Annotated in this window: 14 protein-coding genes; 8 read left to right on the top strand and 6 right to left on the bottom strand. The window is 45.7% G+C overall.

Annotated features, from left to right (window positions below):
* Window positions 1-141: 141 nt before the first annotated feature.
* Window positions 142-756 (bottom strand): RNA polymerase sigma factor, encoded by a 615-nt coding sequence (locus V7S65_RS05550; protein ID WP_336385924.1) that lies wholly within the window; start codon window positions 754-756, stop codon window positions 142-144.
* A 351-nt stretch (window positions 757-1,107) separates the two neighbouring features.
* Between V7S65_RS05550 and V7S65_RS05545 the strand changes: the two genes are divergently transcribed.
* The 4 genes from V7S65_RS05545 to V7S65_RS05530 all read left to right on the top strand — a co-directional run bounded on the left by V7S65_RS05545 (window position 1,108) and on the right by V7S65_RS05530 (window position 5,673).
* A complete protein-coding gene (locus V7S65_RS05545) occupies window positions 1,108-1,575 on the top strand; it encodes a hypothetical protein (protein ID WP_336385925.1) in 468 nt (155 codons plus the stop codon).
* Window positions 1,576-1,859: 284 nt separating this feature from the next.
* Entirely contained in the window at window positions 1,860-2,897 is a 1,038-nt protein-coding gene (locus V7S65_RS05540; RefSeq protein ID WP_336385926.1) for a LacI family DNA-binding transcriptional regulator, read from the top strand.
* 229 nt (window positions 2,898-3,126) lie between these two features.
* Window positions 3,127-3,567 (top strand): (2Fe-2S)-binding protein, encoded by a 441-nt coding sequence (locus tag V7S65_RS05535; RefSeq protein WP_336385927.1) that lies wholly within the window; start codon window positions 3,127-3,129, stop codon window positions 3,565-3,567.
* 18 nt (window positions 3,568-3,585) lie between these two features.
* The gene (locus V7S65_RS05530) at window positions 3,586-5,673 is read left to right on the top strand and encodes a xanthine dehydrogenase family protein molybdopterin-binding subunit (RefSeq protein WP_336385928.1); all 2,088 of its coding nucleotides are present in this window, start codon (window positions 3,586-3,588) and stop codon (window positions 5,671-5,673) included.
* A gap of 483 nt (window positions 5,674-6,156) precedes the next feature.
* Here V7S65_RS05530 and V7S65_RS05525 read toward each other — a convergent pair whose 3' ends face one another.
* Complete coding sequence (locus V7S65_RS05525) at window positions 6,157-8,529, bottom strand: TonB-dependent receptor (RefSeq protein WP_336385929.1); 2,373 nt, start codon at window positions 8,527-8,529, stop codon at window positions 6,157-6,159.
* A gap of 109 nt (window positions 8,530-8,638) precedes the next feature.
* Here V7S65_RS05525 and V7S65_RS05520 point away from each other — a divergent pair, with 109 nt between their 5' ends.
* From V7S65_RS05520 to V7S65_RS05505, 4 genes are all read left to right on the top strand, one after another.
* Window positions 8,639-9,235, top strand: a complete 597-nt coding sequence (locus V7S65_RS05520) for a Crp/Fnr family transcriptional regulator (RefSeq protein WP_336385930.1) — start codon at window positions 8,639-8,641, stop codon at window positions 9,233-9,235.
* A 79-nt stretch (window positions 9,236-9,314) separates the two neighbouring features.
* Window positions 9,315-10,421, top strand: coding sequence for a serine hydrolase domain-containing protein (locus V7S65_RS05515; RefSeq protein ID WP_336385931.1), 1,107 nt, complete (start codon window positions 9,315-9,317; stop codon window positions 10,419-10,421).
* A 50-nt stretch (window positions 10,422-10,471) separates the two neighbouring features.
* On the top strand, window positions 10,472-11,164 hold the full coding sequence (locus V7S65_RS05510) for a hypothetical protein (protein WP_336385932.1): 693 nt from the start codon (window positions 10,472-10,474) through the stop codon (window positions 11,162-11,164).
* 150 nt (window positions 11,165-11,314) lie between these two features.
* Entirely contained in the window at window positions 11,315-11,659 is a 345-nt protein-coding gene (locus V7S65_RS05505) for a carboxymuconolactone decarboxylase family protein (RefSeq protein WP_079467828.1), read from the top strand.
* A 50-nt stretch (window positions 11,660-11,709) separates the two neighbouring features.
* Here the strand turns inward: V7S65_RS05505 and V7S65_RS05500 are convergent, their stop codons facing one another.
* The 4 genes from V7S65_RS05500 to V7S65_RS05485 form a co-directional block, all read right to left on the bottom strand.
* Entirely contained in the window at window positions 11,710-12,090 is a 381-nt protein-coding gene (locus tag V7S65_RS05500) for a hypothetical protein (RefSeq protein ID WP_336385933.1), read from the bottom strand.
* Between the two features lie 163 nt (window positions 12,091-12,253).
* Complete coding sequence (locus V7S65_RS05495; protein ID WP_336385934.1) at window positions 12,254-13,594, bottom strand: alkaline phosphatase family protein; 1,341 nt, start codon at window positions 13,592-13,594, stop codon at window positions 12,254-12,256.
* Between the two features lie 17 nt (window positions 13,595-13,611).
* Window positions 13,612-15,027: a hypothetical protein gene (locus V7S65_RS05490; RefSeq protein WP_336385935.1), complete on the bottom strand. Its 1,416-nt coding sequence runs from the start codon at window positions 15,025-15,027 to the stop codon at window positions 13,612-13,614.
* A gap of 11 nt (window positions 15,028-15,038) precedes the next feature.
* Window positions 15,039-18,176 carry a TonB-dependent receptor domain-containing protein gene (locus V7S65_RS05485; protein WP_336385936.1) on the bottom strand — a complete coding sequence of 1,046 codons (3,138 nt, stop codon included), beginning with the start codon at window positions 18,174-18,176 and terminating at the stop codon, window positions 15,039-15,041.
* Between the last annotated feature and the right edge of the window lie 150 nt (window positions 18,177-18,326).

Raw genomic sequence — 18,326 nt, 5'->3', positions numbered from 1 at the left:
ATATATCATTGAGTTGTCCCGACTCTATCCAACGATGAAAGTATTGCTATGTGAAACAGGAATTACCTGGTCAGAGACTTATTAATCAAAAACATTAAAAGAAATACGGGAAGAATAAAGGCATTGCACGATAAGGCCACATCAGGGCCGGTAAATATCGAAAAACACAAATAGCGCAATGGCATAAGGACCATAAGCGTCGTTGACAGACCGGCGCAAATTAAGCAAGGCATCGGCCAAATGTTTTTTGGCAGTGTTTACTGATATCCCCAGCTGTTGGGCAATTTCATCAGTCTTCAAGCCTCCTTCACGATTGAGCAGATACACTGTCTTTTGCTGAGGAGTGAGATTATCAACCGCCTGCCGGATGAAATCGCGCACCTCTTTACTCATGAGCTGATGCTCAGGTTGTGCGGGCTGTTCGCTGAAGGATTGGTTGGCTTCCTCCTTTTTCAGTTCAGACAAAATGAGCGCTTCTTTGGCCATGCGACGAAATCCACTGACTGCATAATTCCGGGCCATCCGTTGCAGGTAGGCGCCAAAATTGTCAATAGTGCCAAGGGTAGCCCTGTTGAGCCATACCTTAAGAAACACCTCATGTACAGTATCTTCAGCTGTCTCCCGGGATTCGGTAAGCCGGTAAATATTAGTGTAGAGTTTTTTCCGGTACGCATTGAACAGGGTTCCAAATGCCTGTTCGCTCCCGGATGCCACCTGTTGCAGCAGTTCCTTTTCGGTATTAGGTAATAGTTCCAACAATACGTTTAGTCGATTTACTCCCGCATTAAAGATACAAAAAAGCGGAAAAGTATTTCCAGTTTAAAAATATCACATAGGGAAGAATCAGCCCTCCCTCCATTATATATATGATAATATTAAAAAAAGATCCTGATAGCACGATCAGCTCATGTGCGCGGCATTTTATTGCACCATTTTTATGTTGATTATGCAATATAGCAAAAATGGCCCATATTTTGTTTAAACGATTAAACAAACCTGAAACTCCATTGCCCAGGCATTATGTAGAGACAGGTTTCCAGGCTTTCCCGGAGTAGGGACCTTCAGACCAAATTCAATATATATAGTATGTATACCACAATTAAACCAATGAAAAAACTAACTACTTCGCTAGTATTGTCCATTGTATTTCCTGCAACAATGTGCGTTGCACAGAACAAAATGGATCAAACAGACTCGATCAGAATTCAAAAGCAAGTACGCGATTTACATGAAGATTTAGCTGACCTTAAACAACAGCGTGAAAAATTGCTGCTGCAAATTCCCAGGGATTCCATCGGGTTGGAGAAGGCAATAGAGGCCTCCCATGATTGGCAAATAAAAAGTCGAAATTCTGCCAGAAAGGCTGTCGGCGGCACCATAAGCGAAAACAAAAGATCGGAAAAAGATGCCCGTTCGGCCAAGCAGGCAACCGTAGAGGCAGAAGAATATGAGGGGAAGCTTCAAAAAGAACGGCAAAAGCTTACACATCTGACCGAGAAAATAGCTAAAGTAGAGGAAAAAATTATGAGTTTGCAGGCTAAGATATCTGGTACATCAGATGACGTTCAGCATTGAGTCAGGAACCAATGGAGAAAAGCGCTGTTGACTATTTTTAAGTTTTTTATCCGCCTGTTAAACGAACGGTCCTGCAATCAGGACCGTTTTGTTTTTAATAAAATCCATCGTTAAACAAGATAGCACGGCATCAGATTCCATAATCATCAAAGAAAAATTCCACAACATCTGTTGGTTCACCGCTAAACAGATCGTTATAAAAATGACGCGAATCGTTTAAACGTTTAAATAAAGATGAAAAGATTTTATCTTTGGTATTTTACCTTTCTGAACTTTACTGTTTTATGAAAAAAAGAACCTCACTTAAAGATATTGCCACACGCGTGGGTGTTTCCACTGCCCTGGTATCTTATGTGCTCAATAATCAGAAAGAAGACAGAATCAGTAAGGAGGTAGCGGCAAGAATCAAAGCCGTGGCTAAAGAACTTAATTACAGGACTAACCAAATCGCCAAAGGCTTAAAGACGAGCAAAACCTTTACCATTGGCCTAATTGTGGCCGATATTTCCAATTCCTTTTCCGCCTCTCTTGCCAGGATTATTGAAGACGAAGCTGATAAAAATGGCTATACGGTATTGTTTGGCAGTTCTGATGAAAATGATATAAAGTTGAGGAAACTGGTCCATGAGATGATTAACCGTGGCGTGGACGGATTGATATTGGCTCCTACTGAGAACGCAATAGAACTGTTGTTGGAATTGAAGGAAACAGAGGTACCCTTTGTTTTACTTGACAGGTATTTTCCTCAATTCCGATCAAGTTATGTTGCGCTCGATAATTTTCAGGCGGGTTACATGGCAACAGAACATGCTATCGAGTCCGGCGGAAAACGAATCGGCATGATCAATTTTCGAAGCACTCATTTTCATCTTGAAGAAAGAACCCGTGGTTGGTTGTCCGCGCTAAGGGAACATAAAATCCCCGGTGGCAAAAAACAGCTTAGACTTGTTAGAGAACATCACCTGGAATCCGAAGTTCAAAAAACAGTAAACAGTCTTCTCTCCCAACAGGAGCCGGTAGACACCTTACTATTGGCCTCCAATATGATTGCAATACATGCTCTGCGCTATATCATTGAAAAACGCCTGAAAGTGCCAAAAGACATTGCTATTATTGTTATTGACGAAACCGAAGCCTTTGAGTTCTTTTATGCGCCACTTACTTTTATCAGACAACCGCTGCAGGAAATGGGACAAACGGCAACCAGGATACTACTTGATAATATTTCCCACAATAAGGCGGTGTCCCAGGTCAATCTCTCTCCTGAACTGGTAGTTAAAAAATCTTCTTTACATCATTATTCTTCCCCACTGAAGCGATAACCCAGGCAGGCAATCAAGCGCAACTGGAGCCATGAAAAATACCGGAAATATTATGTATTTGCTGGTATATACCTACAGAAATCCTGATTTATCAATCACCATCTTATCCTGCAGCAGTTTGTAAGATCCTTTCCGCTAACAAATTGAATTGGCTTGCAGAAGTACTCTATTTTGATTAAGTTTAGTGACAGAATAAAAATGGTTTTCCCATCATACTAAATCATCTCTTATGAAAATCAATGTAAATGGCACAGATTATACCCTGAACGTGCCGGCTAACACCAGCCTTCTTGATGCCTTAAGAGTAAATTTAAACCTCACCGGTAGTAAATACGGCTGTGGAGAAGGCGCCTGCGGTGCATGCAAGGTGCTGATAGACGGTCACGCTACCCCTTCCTGTATTACTCCGGTAGCAAGCGTAGAGAACAAAATTGTTATCACTATAGAAGGATTGGAAAAAGATGGCCAGCTGCATCCTGTACAACAGGCGTTCCTTGATGAAGATGCTTTCCAATGCGCCTATTGCAGTTCCGGCATGATCATTTCGGCAGTGGCTTTAAAAGCAAAAAATCCCAACCCCGGCAGACAGGAGATCATAGAAGCAATGCAGGGAAATATTTGCCGCTGCTGCGTTTATCCGCGAATTATAAATGCCATCAGCAAAGCTTAACGTTCAAAACCCAAGGTCATGAAAAATCCAGGCACAGCGCAAACTCCCGTAGAAGGGCTCAACAGGCGGAATTTTCTGAAACTGCTGGGCGGCGGCATTGCAGTAGCCCTCACCTATTCTGATCTGAACGCATTATCAAAGCACACCACTTTCGCCGGTGACGACGCTATCGCCGCCTGGATACACATCCTGGAAAACGGAACAGTAACTGTTTACACCGGCAAGGTAGAAGTAGGACAAAACATCCGTACTTCTTTATCGCAGGCGGTAGCGGAAGAACTGTCTGTCCCCGTAAACAGCATTGAAATGATTATGGGCGATACCCTTCTTACCCCTTACGACCGTGGCACATACGGAAGCCTCACTACACCTGTTATGGCGCCGCAGTTGCGGAAAGCCGCCGCTTCATTAAAAGAGGTATTGACCGACATGGCCGCTAAACAATGGAACGTAGCCAAACAAACAGTGGAAGCTAAAAACGGCCAGGTTATCCACGCCGCCTCCGGCAAAACGATAAGCTTTGGCGACCTCACCAAAGGGAAAAAGATCCTCCTGGCCGTAAATAACCAGGTGCAGCTCACTCCTGCCGAAAAGTGGAGCGTGGCCGGTACTCCGGTGGCAAAGGTGAATGCGAAAAGCTTTGTTTCAGGAAAACACAAATACGTATCGGATATGACGATGCCAGGCATGGTGTACGGGAAAATACTCCGTGCGCCGTCTTATGGCGCATCCCTGATCGCAGCGGATATTAAAAATGCGAAGATCTCTCCGGATGTACATGTTGTCAAAGAAGATAACTTCATCGGCGTAACCGCTCCTGATCCTCAAACAGCCGCCAATGCACTGGCCAGGATAGAAGCCCGTTGGAAAACTACTGCGCAGCCTTCCAGGGCGGAAATTTTCACTTATCTGAAAACGCATTCACAAGACAAGGAAGAAAAAGCCGGAGAAGCTGTTGACAAAGCCTTCCAGGCTGCCCCGGTGCAGGTACAACAACATTTTGAAGTGCAATATATTGCCCATGTGCCATTGGAACCCCGGGCAGCGCTGGCAGTATGGGAAAATGAGAAGCTAACGGTATGGACCGGTACACAGCGGCCTTTTGGTGTACAGGAAGAATTGGCGGAGATATTGTCCATCCCGAAAAATAATATCCGTGTAATGATGCCGGACACCGGCTCCGCTTATGGCGGAAAACACAGCGGCGAAGCTGCGGTTGAAGCCGCGCGCCTTTCCAGGGCTGTTGGTAAACCGGTAAAAGTGATGTGGACCCGCGAAGAAGAATTCAAATGGGCTTACTTCAGACCGGGAGGACTCATAGAAGTAGCCGCAGGCGCCAGCAACGAAGGACTTCTGACTTCCTGGGAGTTTCATAATTACAACTCCGGCGGCGCGGGCATTGAAGTCCCTTATGAAGTAGCACACCGGCATATCCAATACCATCCATCTGATACCCCCTTGAAACAGGGCTCTTACCGGGGCCTTGCAGCCACGGCCAATGTCTTTTCCATAGAAAGTGTGATGGACGATCTGGCCCGGCAATTAAAACAGGATCCGTTGCAATTCCGGCTTAATAATTTAAAAGATGAACGATTAAAGCAGGTGTTACAGGCAGCCGCATCTAAGTTTGGCTGGACGCGGCAAAAGGAAGCCGGCCATGGTTATGGCATTGCGGGGGCATTTATAAAAAACGCCTATGTGGGAACCTGTGCGGAAGTGATCTACAATAAATCCAACGGGCAGCTGCGGGTGCTCCGGCTCGTGGTGGCTTTTGAATGCGGCGCCATTGTGAATCCGCTGCACCTGGAAAACCAGGTGATGGGCTGCGTACTGCAGGGACTCGGCGGCGCTTTGTTTGAAGCCGTCGATTTTAAGGATGGGCGCATTTTAAATCCATCTCTTTCCAGCTACCGGGTGCCCAGGTTCGGGGATATTCCCGGACTGGACATCGTACTCCTCAACAGGAAGGATATTCCTTCTGCCGGAGCGGGTGAAGCGCCGATTGTTGGCGTTGCACCTGCCATCCGTAACGCGATTGCGGATGTTACCGGTGTAAAACTGTATACGCTGCCATTGCTGCCGCATGGAATGACATTAAAAACCTGAAAATGATGAGAGGTGTCATTCAGCCGTGCCGGCATAATATCACTAATAAATCTGTAATCGATAATAGCTTGATTGAAGCGACTGAATCATTCGCTAACAGCGTTATAAAAAGAACAGAAAACTTATCGGACAAGATACCTTCGGAGAAAATCAATCTCGGTATCAGAGTGCGTAATCAGGGAGGGTCAGCAGCGGCTGTTTCTATGGTATATCTGATTATATACAAAAGGTAAGGGCAGCCAGCATGATCTGTATGGATTGAGTTCTCAACAAAAACTCACAAATATAATTGTCAACTGCCGGTTGCTGAGAACAAGTACCCACTACATGTAATATATCATGTCAATGTACCGGGCATACCTCAATTCTTTGAAGCGCCGGCAAAACAAATGGAGATTTGAAAAGGGGCCGTCTCCTATGTTTGCAAAAACATGGAGACGGCTTTTTGGATTTTTGAACGAAACCGAATCCTGCTCTATTTCATTAAAAAGTAAACCTTACAAACGGCACAGGGAAAAATCCCTGCTGGTAATTGTTTACGACTTGTCCGGTACGGGCGTTCCAATCCTGTCGGAAAATATTATTGTTATTGGTAACGTTTTGCAGGTCCAGCGAAATTTCTAAAGATGATTTTCTGTATTCCTTCCGGTAGGATAGCTTTACATCCGAGCGGAAATAAGCCGATTGCCTTAATGAAAAAGCCTCTTCTTCGATAAACTGTATTTCGCCGTCTGCAATAGATGCTGTAATGTCCACAGGTGAAAGATAGCGACCTCCGACGGCAGAGATCTTCATTGAAATGCTGAAATACCTTTCCCTGTTGAACTTCCATTCCTTGCCTGCAAGGGCATTGATTACATACCCCATATTAAACGCTGTATTTCGCAATACCTTATCGCTTCCCTGGTATTTGAAATCAAACAGGGACGTGGTAAGCAGGTAATAAAGCCCTTTTGAAAAATTCCTTTCAAGCGTAAGCTCTACACCGAAATTTCTTCCCTTGCCCTGGTTGATAAGACTGTCCCGCAATGTAGGAGTGGCATCTGCTCCAAGATTGATGGTCGAAAAAGAAGACGGATGACTTTCCACAGGGAGGTCATACAACGACTGGTAATAAAGTTCGGTCTTCAGGCTTGTATTATTGTTTAATTTCCAGTTGTGTGACAACACAGCATGGTTGCTTCTAATAAACCCTAAAGATTCATTTGTATACAAGTGGCCGGACGGAGTGGAGGTTACAACCGTGTAATTTAGCAGGTTTTCCATTTGGCTGTGCATTCCGAAACCTAAGCCTAAAGTGTGTCTGTTGTTTATTTTAGCATTTAGCCCGATTCTTGGCTCTATGCTTTGGCTCTGGGAAATATCCAGGTATTGGTAGTGCATCCCTGCAATAAATGTCCACACATCGTTCATCCTGTATTTCCATTGAGCGTAGCTCTGCAACAGGTTCAAACCGCGTTGACGGTCAGCAATTACCAGGTCGTGTACGCCGGCATAGATCCGTTTGTTGAGTATGGAAAAGTCGGTATAGTCATTGGAAACCCCTGCAATAAGGCTATGCCTTGCATTTAACTTATGATTCAACTGAAAGACAGCAGAGTATTTTTGGGTGGAGAATTTCCAGTGCCAGTCAGGAGTAGCGATATCGGGTTTTACCGTACTGATAGAATCCCTGTCAAACCATTCGTTCGTACTGCTATAACCGACTGTTATTTTCGCAGTAGTCTTATTGCTTAGCAGATGCTCGTAACTAAGTCCTGTAATGTTGGTTTCGTAATCGGCAAAACGATTGGAGTAGCTATTTCCATAGGCCTGTCCGTCGGGATCATAATCTTTGCCCAGGCTCACAAATGAACTTCTTCCCCATATACCGAACAAACTCAGGTTTCCTTTTGCCCCGACTGATGAGTTTACTTTATAATTTACATCGTAGTAGTCGGGTTGCCCTCCGCCAGTACCAAAGTTGAGCCCTAACTGCCGGAATACAGAAAGGGTGGAATATCTGGCATTTACGAGGTAGGATGCTTTTTCACCTTTCCCGATCGGCCCCTCTGCTCCGGCTTCAAATCCGTTGAAACCTACCTGTCCTACAAATTCGTGCTTGTCTTTATTTCCATTTCGCAACCGTAAATCAAAGACGCCCGCAACAGCATTACCATATTGGGCGGGGAAAGCACCTGATATAAAATCAGACCTGGCTATCAGGTTGTTGTTCAGCATGCTAACAGAACCTCCCATACTGTTCAGCGCACCGAAGTGGTTAGGATTGGGGATGTTAAGACCTTCAAACTGCCATAGCATAGCATTTGGGGAATTACCTCGTATAATGATGTCATTTCTTGTGTCATTGGTGGATACCACTCCGGCAAAGTTGATAGCCATCCGCGCAGGGTCGCCAAAAGAGCCGGCATATCTTTTGGTTTCTTCCATATTGAACGTCCGGGCGCTTACAGCAGCCATTTCATTGTTGGGTGACTTCCTGTCAGGAGCACTAATGACCACTTCATCCAACATCTTAATTTTTTCACGCATTGCCACATTATTAAGTTGAAGTTCTTTCCCTGCGGTGATCAACAAATCGGAAAGAAACAATGGGTCGTATCCTACAAACGTAATGATAATAGATTGCCTGCCTAAAGGAACTCCCATAAGCCGGAAACGTCCAAGCGAATCCGAAAACGTATTTATCCCGGGGTGATTTGTCATCTGTATTGTCGCACCACAGATAGGAGCGAACGACGCATCGTCAACTAATTTCCCGTTTATAATTTGGGTTTGGGCTTGTACATTGCTGAAAAAGGCAATGAGGAACACAGCCAATAAAGTGGCCTTATAATAGATTGATTTTGCTGCCATAATTCGCTATATTTATCTGCGGAAATTATTTTGGACAAATTTCCACAACAGGATCTCCCTGTTCATTGATTTGGGTCAATAAAGAAAGTGCCCTGGAAAAAACAGTCTATTGAAGCCCGCTAAGTTTATGTTTGAAAATATTCATCAGTATTTTTTGCAATTTTTACCCAACCTTTCTGCCGGGGCATGGGAGTCTCTTACTGAGCTTTTGGTAGTGAAGTCTTACAAGAAAGGGGAAATTATCAGTGATTTGGGTGCTGTAAACAAATGGGTTTCCTTTATTGAGAAGGGGGCGGTGATCGTATTTGATTTGTCTGACGGGAAAAAGACCGTCTATGAGTTCTTTTTTGAACATCAATTTACTGGAGATTATGAAAGTTTTTTGACGTCCCATCCTGCTAATTATGGAATAGAAGCCTTGGAAGATTGTGAATTGTATCATCTGCATTTCAACAGCCTGCAAAAGCTGTATGAAAGGTTTCCTGAGTACGAACGCATTGGCAGGCTCATTGCAGAAGCCCAGTTTTTGCGTGTTACCCAAAAAAACGCTAAGTTGATGGGAGAAAAACCCGAAGAGCGGTATTTGAATCTTATAAAAGAAAGAGAAGAGCTGATTCAAAGAGTACCGCAGTATTACGTGGCATCTTATCTTGGAGTTACGCCAGAAGCATTAAGCAGGATCAGGAAAAGGCTGGTTTCAAAATAGTTGCAACACCTGAACAACATTCTCCTTAGTGCTGGCAATTACATCCTGTTTAATCTTTCCAAGATATTATCCTGTTTTTATGAAAATAATACTTGCCATTTTGTCTGGTCTTTTCCTGCACAATACCCTGCAGGCGCAATCTGTCCTCAACGATAACCCACTGCGCACCAGGCTGGATTCACTGATAGATCAAAGTGTGCAACGGTATTTACAAGATAAGCGGGCGGTAGGAATTTCCGTGGGCATCCTTATAAAAGACAAGACCTGTTTTTATAACTATGGTGAAACAAAAGCAGGTAACAACAAACTTCCCGGCAACAGCACGTTTTACGAGATTGGCTCTACCACCAAAGCTTTTACAGGCATTTTACTTGGGCAGGCGGTACTGGATAAAAAAATAGGATTGGATGATGATATACGTAAGTATCTGAAAGGAGCCTATCCAAATCTCGAATATAAAGGGGTTCCTATCCGGGTAAAAGACCTGGCAAACCATACTTCAAGGATCACCCGTATCTTCCCGAATATGTGGGAGCGACCGGAGTATGACTCGCTCAATCCGCTGCATGACTACACCCGGCAATTGTTGTATGAAGGTTTGCACAACATGAAGATGGACACATTTCCCGGAAAGATATCATCCTATTCCAATATGGCGGTGGCTTTGCTTGGTACCTTGCTGGAAGACGTGTATGGTCAGCCCTATTTTTCGCTCGTTTCAAAAAATATCCTGGAACCGTATTCTATGACGGACACCCGGATAGATATAGCCGCATTGCCGGCAGACGCCATTGCCTGGCCGCATAATGAAAACCGTCAGGTAGTCCCATTATGGGACATGTCTTACCTCCCTGCGATGGGTGCATTGCGGTCAACGACACGCGACCTTATCCGCTTTATCAAAGCCAACAACACGGATGCTTCACCTGCTATTGCCCTTTCTCATCAACTTACCTATGGAACAAACCAGGAAGGTATGGGGATGAACTGGTTTAAACATACAACGCCGGAAGGATACCAGGTACTTGAACACGGCGGGGGCACCGGAGGCTCACGTAGTTCCCTGGAATGTTTCCCTGTTCTTCATTCAGGATTTGTTATTCTTACCAACAGCCTTGCTAATCGTAATAAGCTGGAAAAAGAACTGGCCGCTATCGTAATTGCAGAAGCCCAGGCGCTACCATAAAAATTCTCCGTATTTTTTACACCAACGTAAACCATATACAACTACTTTCTATGATCACGGAACAGCTCAACGAAGCCCTGAGAAACAAGCTGGAAGCCGCTCAATGCATCACCGGCCGCCTGGAGTGTCGCCTGGTCCCCTCCTTCCTCCTTACCATGCGCGGACAAAGAGCAGATGGTAAAAACATCTTTTTCTGGGAACTGGAACGCGACATCAATAAACTGCTGGACAGCTACCAGTCGACAGCGGCTACGGATGCCGCAGCCTTCACCATAGATATAGACCTGGGGCGTAACAGTTTTGTATATAACACGGTCTCCCACCAGCAGGCCGCTGCGCAAAAGGATAAAGAGGCGCGTGACCAAAAAGCGGAAGAAGCCCACCGCCTGCAGGAGCTCAAACAAATGTTACTGAGCCGGAATACTCCCTATGGCCTGGAACTGGCAGAGCAGGTGGCTGCAGCACTGTCGCATGGCGCGCTCTGTTACAGTCATCGTGATTATTGTGGTATGGGGCTGGAAAAGAATACGGATGGAAATTACGTGTACGCAGCTGTATGGGACGGCTGGCTGGAACCCGTGCACACCTTCAATTCCCGGCCGGCATTTGTGCAATGGCTGGCCGTACAGTCAGACGCAAGCTTGTCCCGCATAGACGAGCCGGATACCTGGCTATGGAATAACCAGGTCATCAACCGGCAAAGGTTGGAAGAATTTGTAAGCTGGAGACAGCATAATCCCTGAAACACTTTGCTATTCCCATTTTCAATGTTCATTGATTTTCTGTGCAGTCCATTGTTGCTGCATACACCCTATCACATTTTCCCCTATTTTGTTTATGTTAACTCCTGGTTGACACAGTACACCGTTTTTATAAACCCTTATCAAGCTCACATGTCTGAATATCAATCTCCGAAAGACCGCGCGTATGTTGACACCCTTGTTAATGCAGCTTCCAAAGAAGCAGCAGCATTCTTTAACCTTAAACATACTGCTGAAAGAAAGGATGGCGTTATTCCCATAAAATACCGGGAACTGATGTCCGTGGCTGTTGCTCTCACAACCCAATGCGCATACTGCATTGAATCACACATCAAAAATGCTGTTGAGGCGGGAGCAACCCGCGAAGAGATCGCGGAAACGGTGTTTATTGCGGCAGCGCTTCGTGCGGGTGGTGCCGTTGGAAACGGCTTGCTTGCAATGCGCCTTTTTGAAGAGGCAGGCACGCCACAAATCTAAGGCTGCTGCTCTTTGCCGTTGATGGCTGCCGGTGCATACAGATCATTTACTCACCGCTGCCATTCTTCATTAAACTTTTCCAGTTCCGCTTCGGAGGGAGTGGCAATGGCAACCACTTTTCCCGTTCCGTTATTTAAAATGAAAAACTTTAACGGCCTGAATTGCTTTGCACTTTCTCCAATTGCTTCGAAGTACAAGTCGCCATTTTTTACGCTCCGGTCAAATTTAAAGAAAGACGCATAAGGCGCCAAACCCAACCTATATACGGAACCAGCGTCCAACGCTATACTACTGGCTGCCGTCACAATCGCATAGGAATTTCCAATAACAGCAGTATCCGGTTCAGGCAAATTGGATGTGGTTTTAGCACTATCCTTTTTACAGGAAATAATCAGGGGAAATAAAAAACAGCAAAGGAGTTTCTTCTTCATAAATCAATCTAAAAAAAAATTATGAGGCGATAAAATAATTATAAACTTTTAACACCGTTTTTTATCTGGTAGCATTGGCGTAATCGAGAGGTTATCTGTTGTATTTCCTGTGTTCTTTAAATACGGAGAGAAGAACCGGTAATTCTTCTCTCCATATTTTGTACTATTTCTTCAGCATACCCGGATAAAGCACGCCGTCCGCCTCTTTAAGAGTTATACCCAATAGTTTCGCTACTAACGGGGCTATATCTTCCAGGCCAAGTACAGGCACAGTTACCTTTTCTTCAAGACCTGCGCCATACCCTATAAAGCCGGTCTGTATCTCCCGGAAATCAGGAAAATAGCCGTGGGCGCCACCGTTGGCTTTCTTAACCGCCTCTCCGTTCATGCCGGAAGAGAAAGAAATTCCCTGCACGGCAGTAAGTGCCAGAACTGCATCCGGGTCTGCACCGGATTTTGACAACGCCGGTTGTTCAATGATTGCAAACTGTTTGCGGATACCTGCCGGTAATTCATTGAGCATGTCTTTCACCTGTTGCAATGTTTTCTGATCATTTTTATCTTTCAGTTTAAGGAAAGTTGAACCACCGCCACTGTGGAACATAGCCTTCCAGCTGCCGGGATTGTTTTTACTGCCAGTCAGCCCTTTCTGTGCAAGCCACACATTCGGCGCCAGGGAAGTATGGATATCCACAAAACCATGATCTCCTGTTATAATTATAGCAGTGCTATCGCCGATACCCGCTTTCTCTATTGCTTCCAGTATAGTGCCGATACCGTGATCTGCCGAAGCTACTGCCGCGGGCACGTTCATGCCTTCTCTCCCTTCCCGGTGCTGTACCTCATCTGTACATGGCAGGTGTACCGTTAAAAGATTAGGCTTGTAACGGCCAATGAGATAAGCGGCCATCCTGCTCAGTGTTTCGTTCATACCCAGGTAGTGGAGATTCAGATCGGTCGACTGCAACTCACCGGTGGCATATCGCTGTACCTCTTCAAACAGTCCCTTCGGCGTGGATTGCTCGCTGGTTGGAGCCCGGCGGTCGCCAGGATTCTTCAGGGAAAATGTTTCAGGTATGTTGTAGGTCACCGGCGCCCCTACTGATACTGGCCAGGAAACAGCCGCTGATATCATCCCCGCTTTCCCCACAGCATCCCACAGGGTTTCTGTTTTGATAGCGGATGATTCTGAATACCAACGTCCGCTGGCGCCTTCCGGCTCGAAAGGCGTGTTGTAATAAATACCATGCTTTGCAGGAACTACACCTGTAATCAGTGTAGTGTGGGATGGATAGGTGATAGTGGGAAAAACGCCTCTCACGCCTGTGGCATGCACGCCTTTTTCCTTTAACAGCTGCATATTGGGCGCCGGCCAGGATTTGTCGAGATAAAAGTCCGGGCGGAACCCGTCTATACTGATCATCACTACATATTTCGCTTTCTGCGCCATTGCACCCGTTGCCAATACCAGCAACGTACTAACGAATAAAATAAATCCTCTCATATAATTTAATTGCTTTGTTAATTGATAAAAGGGAAAATTTCCTTTGCATGTTTGTTTTTTACCAGCACCGCATTCATATCATACTTCATTGTTACCACGCCATTTGCCTTGTCGTAGGTAAAATCATCCATCCCCCGGTTCAGTGGTATAAATGAGGGTATCTGTGCTTTTATATGTTCTGATTTCACATTGGGATTATTCAGTTGCTCTGTTTGTGAAACCGGGAACCTGATTCCAAGATCTGTCATACGTCTTCCCTCTGCCATAAAGATCTCCTGGCGCAACCGGTAGAGTATATACAATAACTGATCTTCAGTAACGGCTGCATCCAGATCATTTACGGTGACCAGCGTACCTGAAACCGTATATACCTTCACGTTACCAGCCTGACGATCCAGCACATAATTGCTGCGCAACGAATCGTTGGCGTCAAACATCACTTTTACGGCAGTAAGCGGGTAATCCTTACGATTACCGCCGTTGCGGGTTTCCTTCTTATCATCCACCATCACAACCGGCCGGGTGGCCACCAGCGCTAATAATTCCTTAAGGGTATTGCGTCCTTCTGTCAGTTTCCCGGCGGCGATCAGGGTTTCGGCCAGGATCAGCCATGCCTCTTCCGCTTTTACAATGGTAACAGGCTTTTGATCATTGGCAGCAAGACCGGTATGGAAATATTTCGGGTCCAGGAAATCCAAACGTGGCAAAGGCGCAAACTCATTATTGGTTGAGGAGAAAATGTACGTTTGCATATCATTCGGCACATTATTTACCCCATCATATTTCACCTGCCTGAGCAGGCTGTTGTTGCTCATAGCGGCGGTGGCAAACCTGGCAGCATTGGCCGCATCTCCCATGGCATAATAAGCCCTGGCTTTGAGCAGTGTATAAGCACCGGTTTCCGTGATGTTCTTCGTGAGTGCCATTGCCTTATCCAACTGGCTGATCGCTATTCTTAAATGTTCATCAGGAGATAATACAGGACCGGTGTTGCTGCCGGGAAGTCCTACAAACAATTCCCCGCTGAGTATATGTGCAAAAGCACAGCTGAAATATACTTCTGCAGAATCAGCAGCGGTAGCCGCCGGGTCAGCAGGCAATACTTTCTCCAGTCCATATTCCGACATCTCCCGCAAACGCTGCACATGCACCTGCATATTGTTTACATCCAGGTCAATGAAATCAATCTGTGGGATATCGAATACTTTACTGCTTAATGTGCGATTGTTATAATAGTTATCGGACACCAGTTCTGAAGACACCACTACCTGGTTCATCGTCAATGCCAACTGCCTGCGTAACCCGGTTACCCAGCTGCTTGCAGCGTTCGGATTAGCCAGGAAACCCGGCTCTGTAACATTCGGATTGAGTACGGAACAGCTGTCCAGTGCCACGATTCCTGACAACAGGATGGCGGTTATATATCTTTTCATGATTGCCATTTTTAGAAGTTTAAACGTAAGGTGCCTAAGAATTGTCTTGGTGCGGAATAGGTGGCATAGGAAATACCGCCTGTAGTAGCGCCTCCCTGCCCCTGCGCACTGCCGCTGATAGTTGCTTCAGGATCAAATGAAGAAGTGGCAAAATTCAGCGGATTTACAGCGGAGAAACCTACTGTTGCGGATTTAATCACCCGGTTGAACATGGCCGGCTTCCAGGTATAGGTGCAGCCAATCAGCCGGATCTTGATATAGTCTGTTTTCTCGGTAAACATATTGGTAAAATTCAGCCAGTTGGTACGCTTGTTCTTGTCGATCTCCGCCTGAGGGATTCCTTCATTATCCGCGCCATAGTTGAACCTGAACTGACGGTCGAAAGAATTGGCATAGGCGCCCTTCTGGTAATCGCCGTTAGCAAAAAAAGTAAATTGTTTGTACCGCAGGTTCAGGCCGAGGCTTCCGAATAAGTCGGGAATAGTGGTGCCGAGATTTTGTTGTGCGGTAGTCGACTGCAATACACCATCCGGGCCGAACACGCCAACGTTCCCTCTCAGGAAACCAACCGGGAAACCTTCCTGTACAACCGTTTGTATAGTTCTGGCGCTGAAACCATTAATATTAAAGGGCGCTACGCCGCCTGAGCTTTCAACATTATTATACAACGTATTCAGTGAGGCATTCAGGCGCAGTGAAAAATTCTTTGTCTCTACCGGGATGGCAGTAATACTCAACTCCCATCCACGGTTCAATATCCTTCCAACATTATATAACTGCGACATCGACTGACCGGTAGAAGGCGTTGGCGGCACATAAAAGAGTGCATCATGCGTTTTCGCATTGTAATAACCGGCAGAAACCAATAAACGGTCTTTTATAAACCCCAGATCCACTCCGGCTTCCAGCGTATGTGTTTTTTCAGGTTTCAGGTTGTCGTTGCCTGGTTGACCAAAGAACGCAGCCTGATCGCTGTTATAACCCTGAAAAGCAATGGTTCTTTCGTTGGCAAAAGCAGTAGGCAGGTTACCCGCAATACCGTATCCACCACGAATTTTAGCAGAAGAAATCACCTGTGTCAGACCCGCAAACCACGGCTCCGCACTTGGTACATAGGAAAATCCAACTTTGGGATAATACTGTATGCCTATGTTACGGCCAAAAGCAGGATTACCATCACCGCGGATCCCCAGGTCAATAAACAACTTGTTTTTAAACCCGATATTTTCCTGCAGATAAATACCATAGTTCACTACTTCCAGATAAAATTCGTCGCTCGTCTTAGAGGCAGCATCCTTAATATTCCTGGCTCCATCCCGGATGTTGGCGCCATTATAAGCGATCTGCTGATCCTCGTTACGGAAGAACTGCGTTCCTGCTGTTGTAACAAATGAAAACTGCCCGGTTTTCCATTCATGCTGTCCGTTCAGTTCGAGCGTTATGCCGAGGTATTTACGATCATTGTTAGTGATGCTTCCCTGGTCTTTTACGGGGTTGCCGGTAGTAAATGACAGGTACTGGTTGGTGGTGATCACCTGGTTCTTCTGCACCCGGTAGTCGATACCACCGGTAGCCTTAAACACCAGGTTCTTCAACGGCCGGTATTTAAACGACTGCGAAGTTTGAAACCTGTTCACCGTAATATCATTATCCTGGAGACGCTCTGCTTCCCGTACATAAGTTTTCATCTTCTGAAAATCATCATCAGACAGATTATCTATATCGGGATTAAACTTAGGGCCGGTAATAGCAGAAGCACCGCTTTCTGTAAACCATAGTCCTGTATAGCCTCCCTGGTTACCATTGCGATTGCGTTTATACTTGTTGTTTACAAACGTGAATGAACTTTCGTACGTTACCTTCTCTCCCAATCCTGCCCGGAACCCGGTGCTGAAATCGATTTTACGGTTCCTGTTCTGGTTAAATATTTCTGTACCCTGGGAGTTGAGATAATTACCGGAGAAGCTGTAACCAAATTTATCCTGGCCACCATTGATGCCAAGATGATGCTTTTGGTAGAATCCATTTTGCATCAACAATTCTTTGGTGCGTTTGAAACGCAGGAAATCTGCCGTTGGCGTTTCCACACCCATTTGAGTTTCCGCATTAATGGAAGCGGCGCCGGCGCCTCCTTTTTTGGTAAAGATCTGGATAACGCCATTGGCGGCGTCAGACCCGTACATCGTAGTTGCAGCGCCCCCATTGATGTACTCTATCTTATCAATATTATCCATAGGTATATCCGCAATAGCGCTGATGGCTGCTCCCTGCGTACTTCCGCCGCCGAGCGCCGACGCTGTATTGAGGTTATCCATCCTTACCCCATCCACATAAATTATTGGCGTAGAGTTTACAAAAGCGGAATTAACGCCTCTTGCGCGGATGAGGGAAGTAGCGCCTGCCTGGCCTCCTGTGAGTTTTATCTGCGCATTAGGCAGGCGGGATTGCAACAGCTGGTCCAAACGTGACACCGGTACATCTGCAATGTCGCGGGCGCCGATGCTGACGATATTGGACGACAGGCGGCGTTTGGCAATATCCACACCCTGCCCGGTTACCACCACTTCGTCAAGCCCCAGCCTGTCTTCTTCCAGCTGAATATTGAGCCCACTGCTGTTTGCTTTTTTCAGCAACAGCTCCTTCTTTTTAAAGCCCAGGAAATACACTACCAGGGTTGCTTCTTCTTTATTGGCAGGAAAGCCCAGTGAAAAACGGCCATCCACATCCGACTGTGTGCCGGAAGAACTTCCTTTAATGCTGATGCTTACGCCCGGCAATGGTTCTCCGGTGGTATTGTCTGTTATCCGGCCGGTAATCCTTACGGCCTGCTGCTGCCCATTGGATTGTATCAACAGGTATTTATCATTCACCGCTACAATATCAACCGGAAAAGCGCTTAACAACTCCTTTAATACCGTTACTACAGTTTTGCCCGAAGCCATGTAGGTGATCTTACTGTCGGCAGGAATAATACTAAGGTCATAACCGATTGTGAGAGCAGATTGTTGCTCTACCATCTGTAATACCTTTTTCATCGGTAGATTCCTGGCGTTGATATCTACCCGGATCTTTTCCATCGTCTGCCCTTCTATGTGAGTGGCCGATGCCATAGAAGTGGAAAGAAATGCGAAAAAAAATGCTAGTCTCATTTTTAAAGAAAAAAGAGTTTTGACCGGTTTGATGCAACCAGTGTAAATTTTTCTCATTTTTGTACTGTTTTTAATGTTACTTAAGCTGTTAAAAATGCTGTGCCCTAACCGGCACAGGTGCAGACCGGAGGTGTTGGTAGCACTTCCGGT

Origin of the sequence: Chitinophaga sp. CCNWYY40 (genome assembly GCF_037483205.1) — a bacterium.
In the GTDB taxonomy this organism is placed as follows: Bacteria; Bacteroidota; Bacteroidia; order Chitinophagales; family Chitinophagaceae; genus Chitinophaga; species Chitinophaga ginsengisegetis.
The sequence above is the reverse complement of the archived record's forward strand: the minus strand, read 5'-3'. Positions and strand labels throughout refer to the sequence as shown.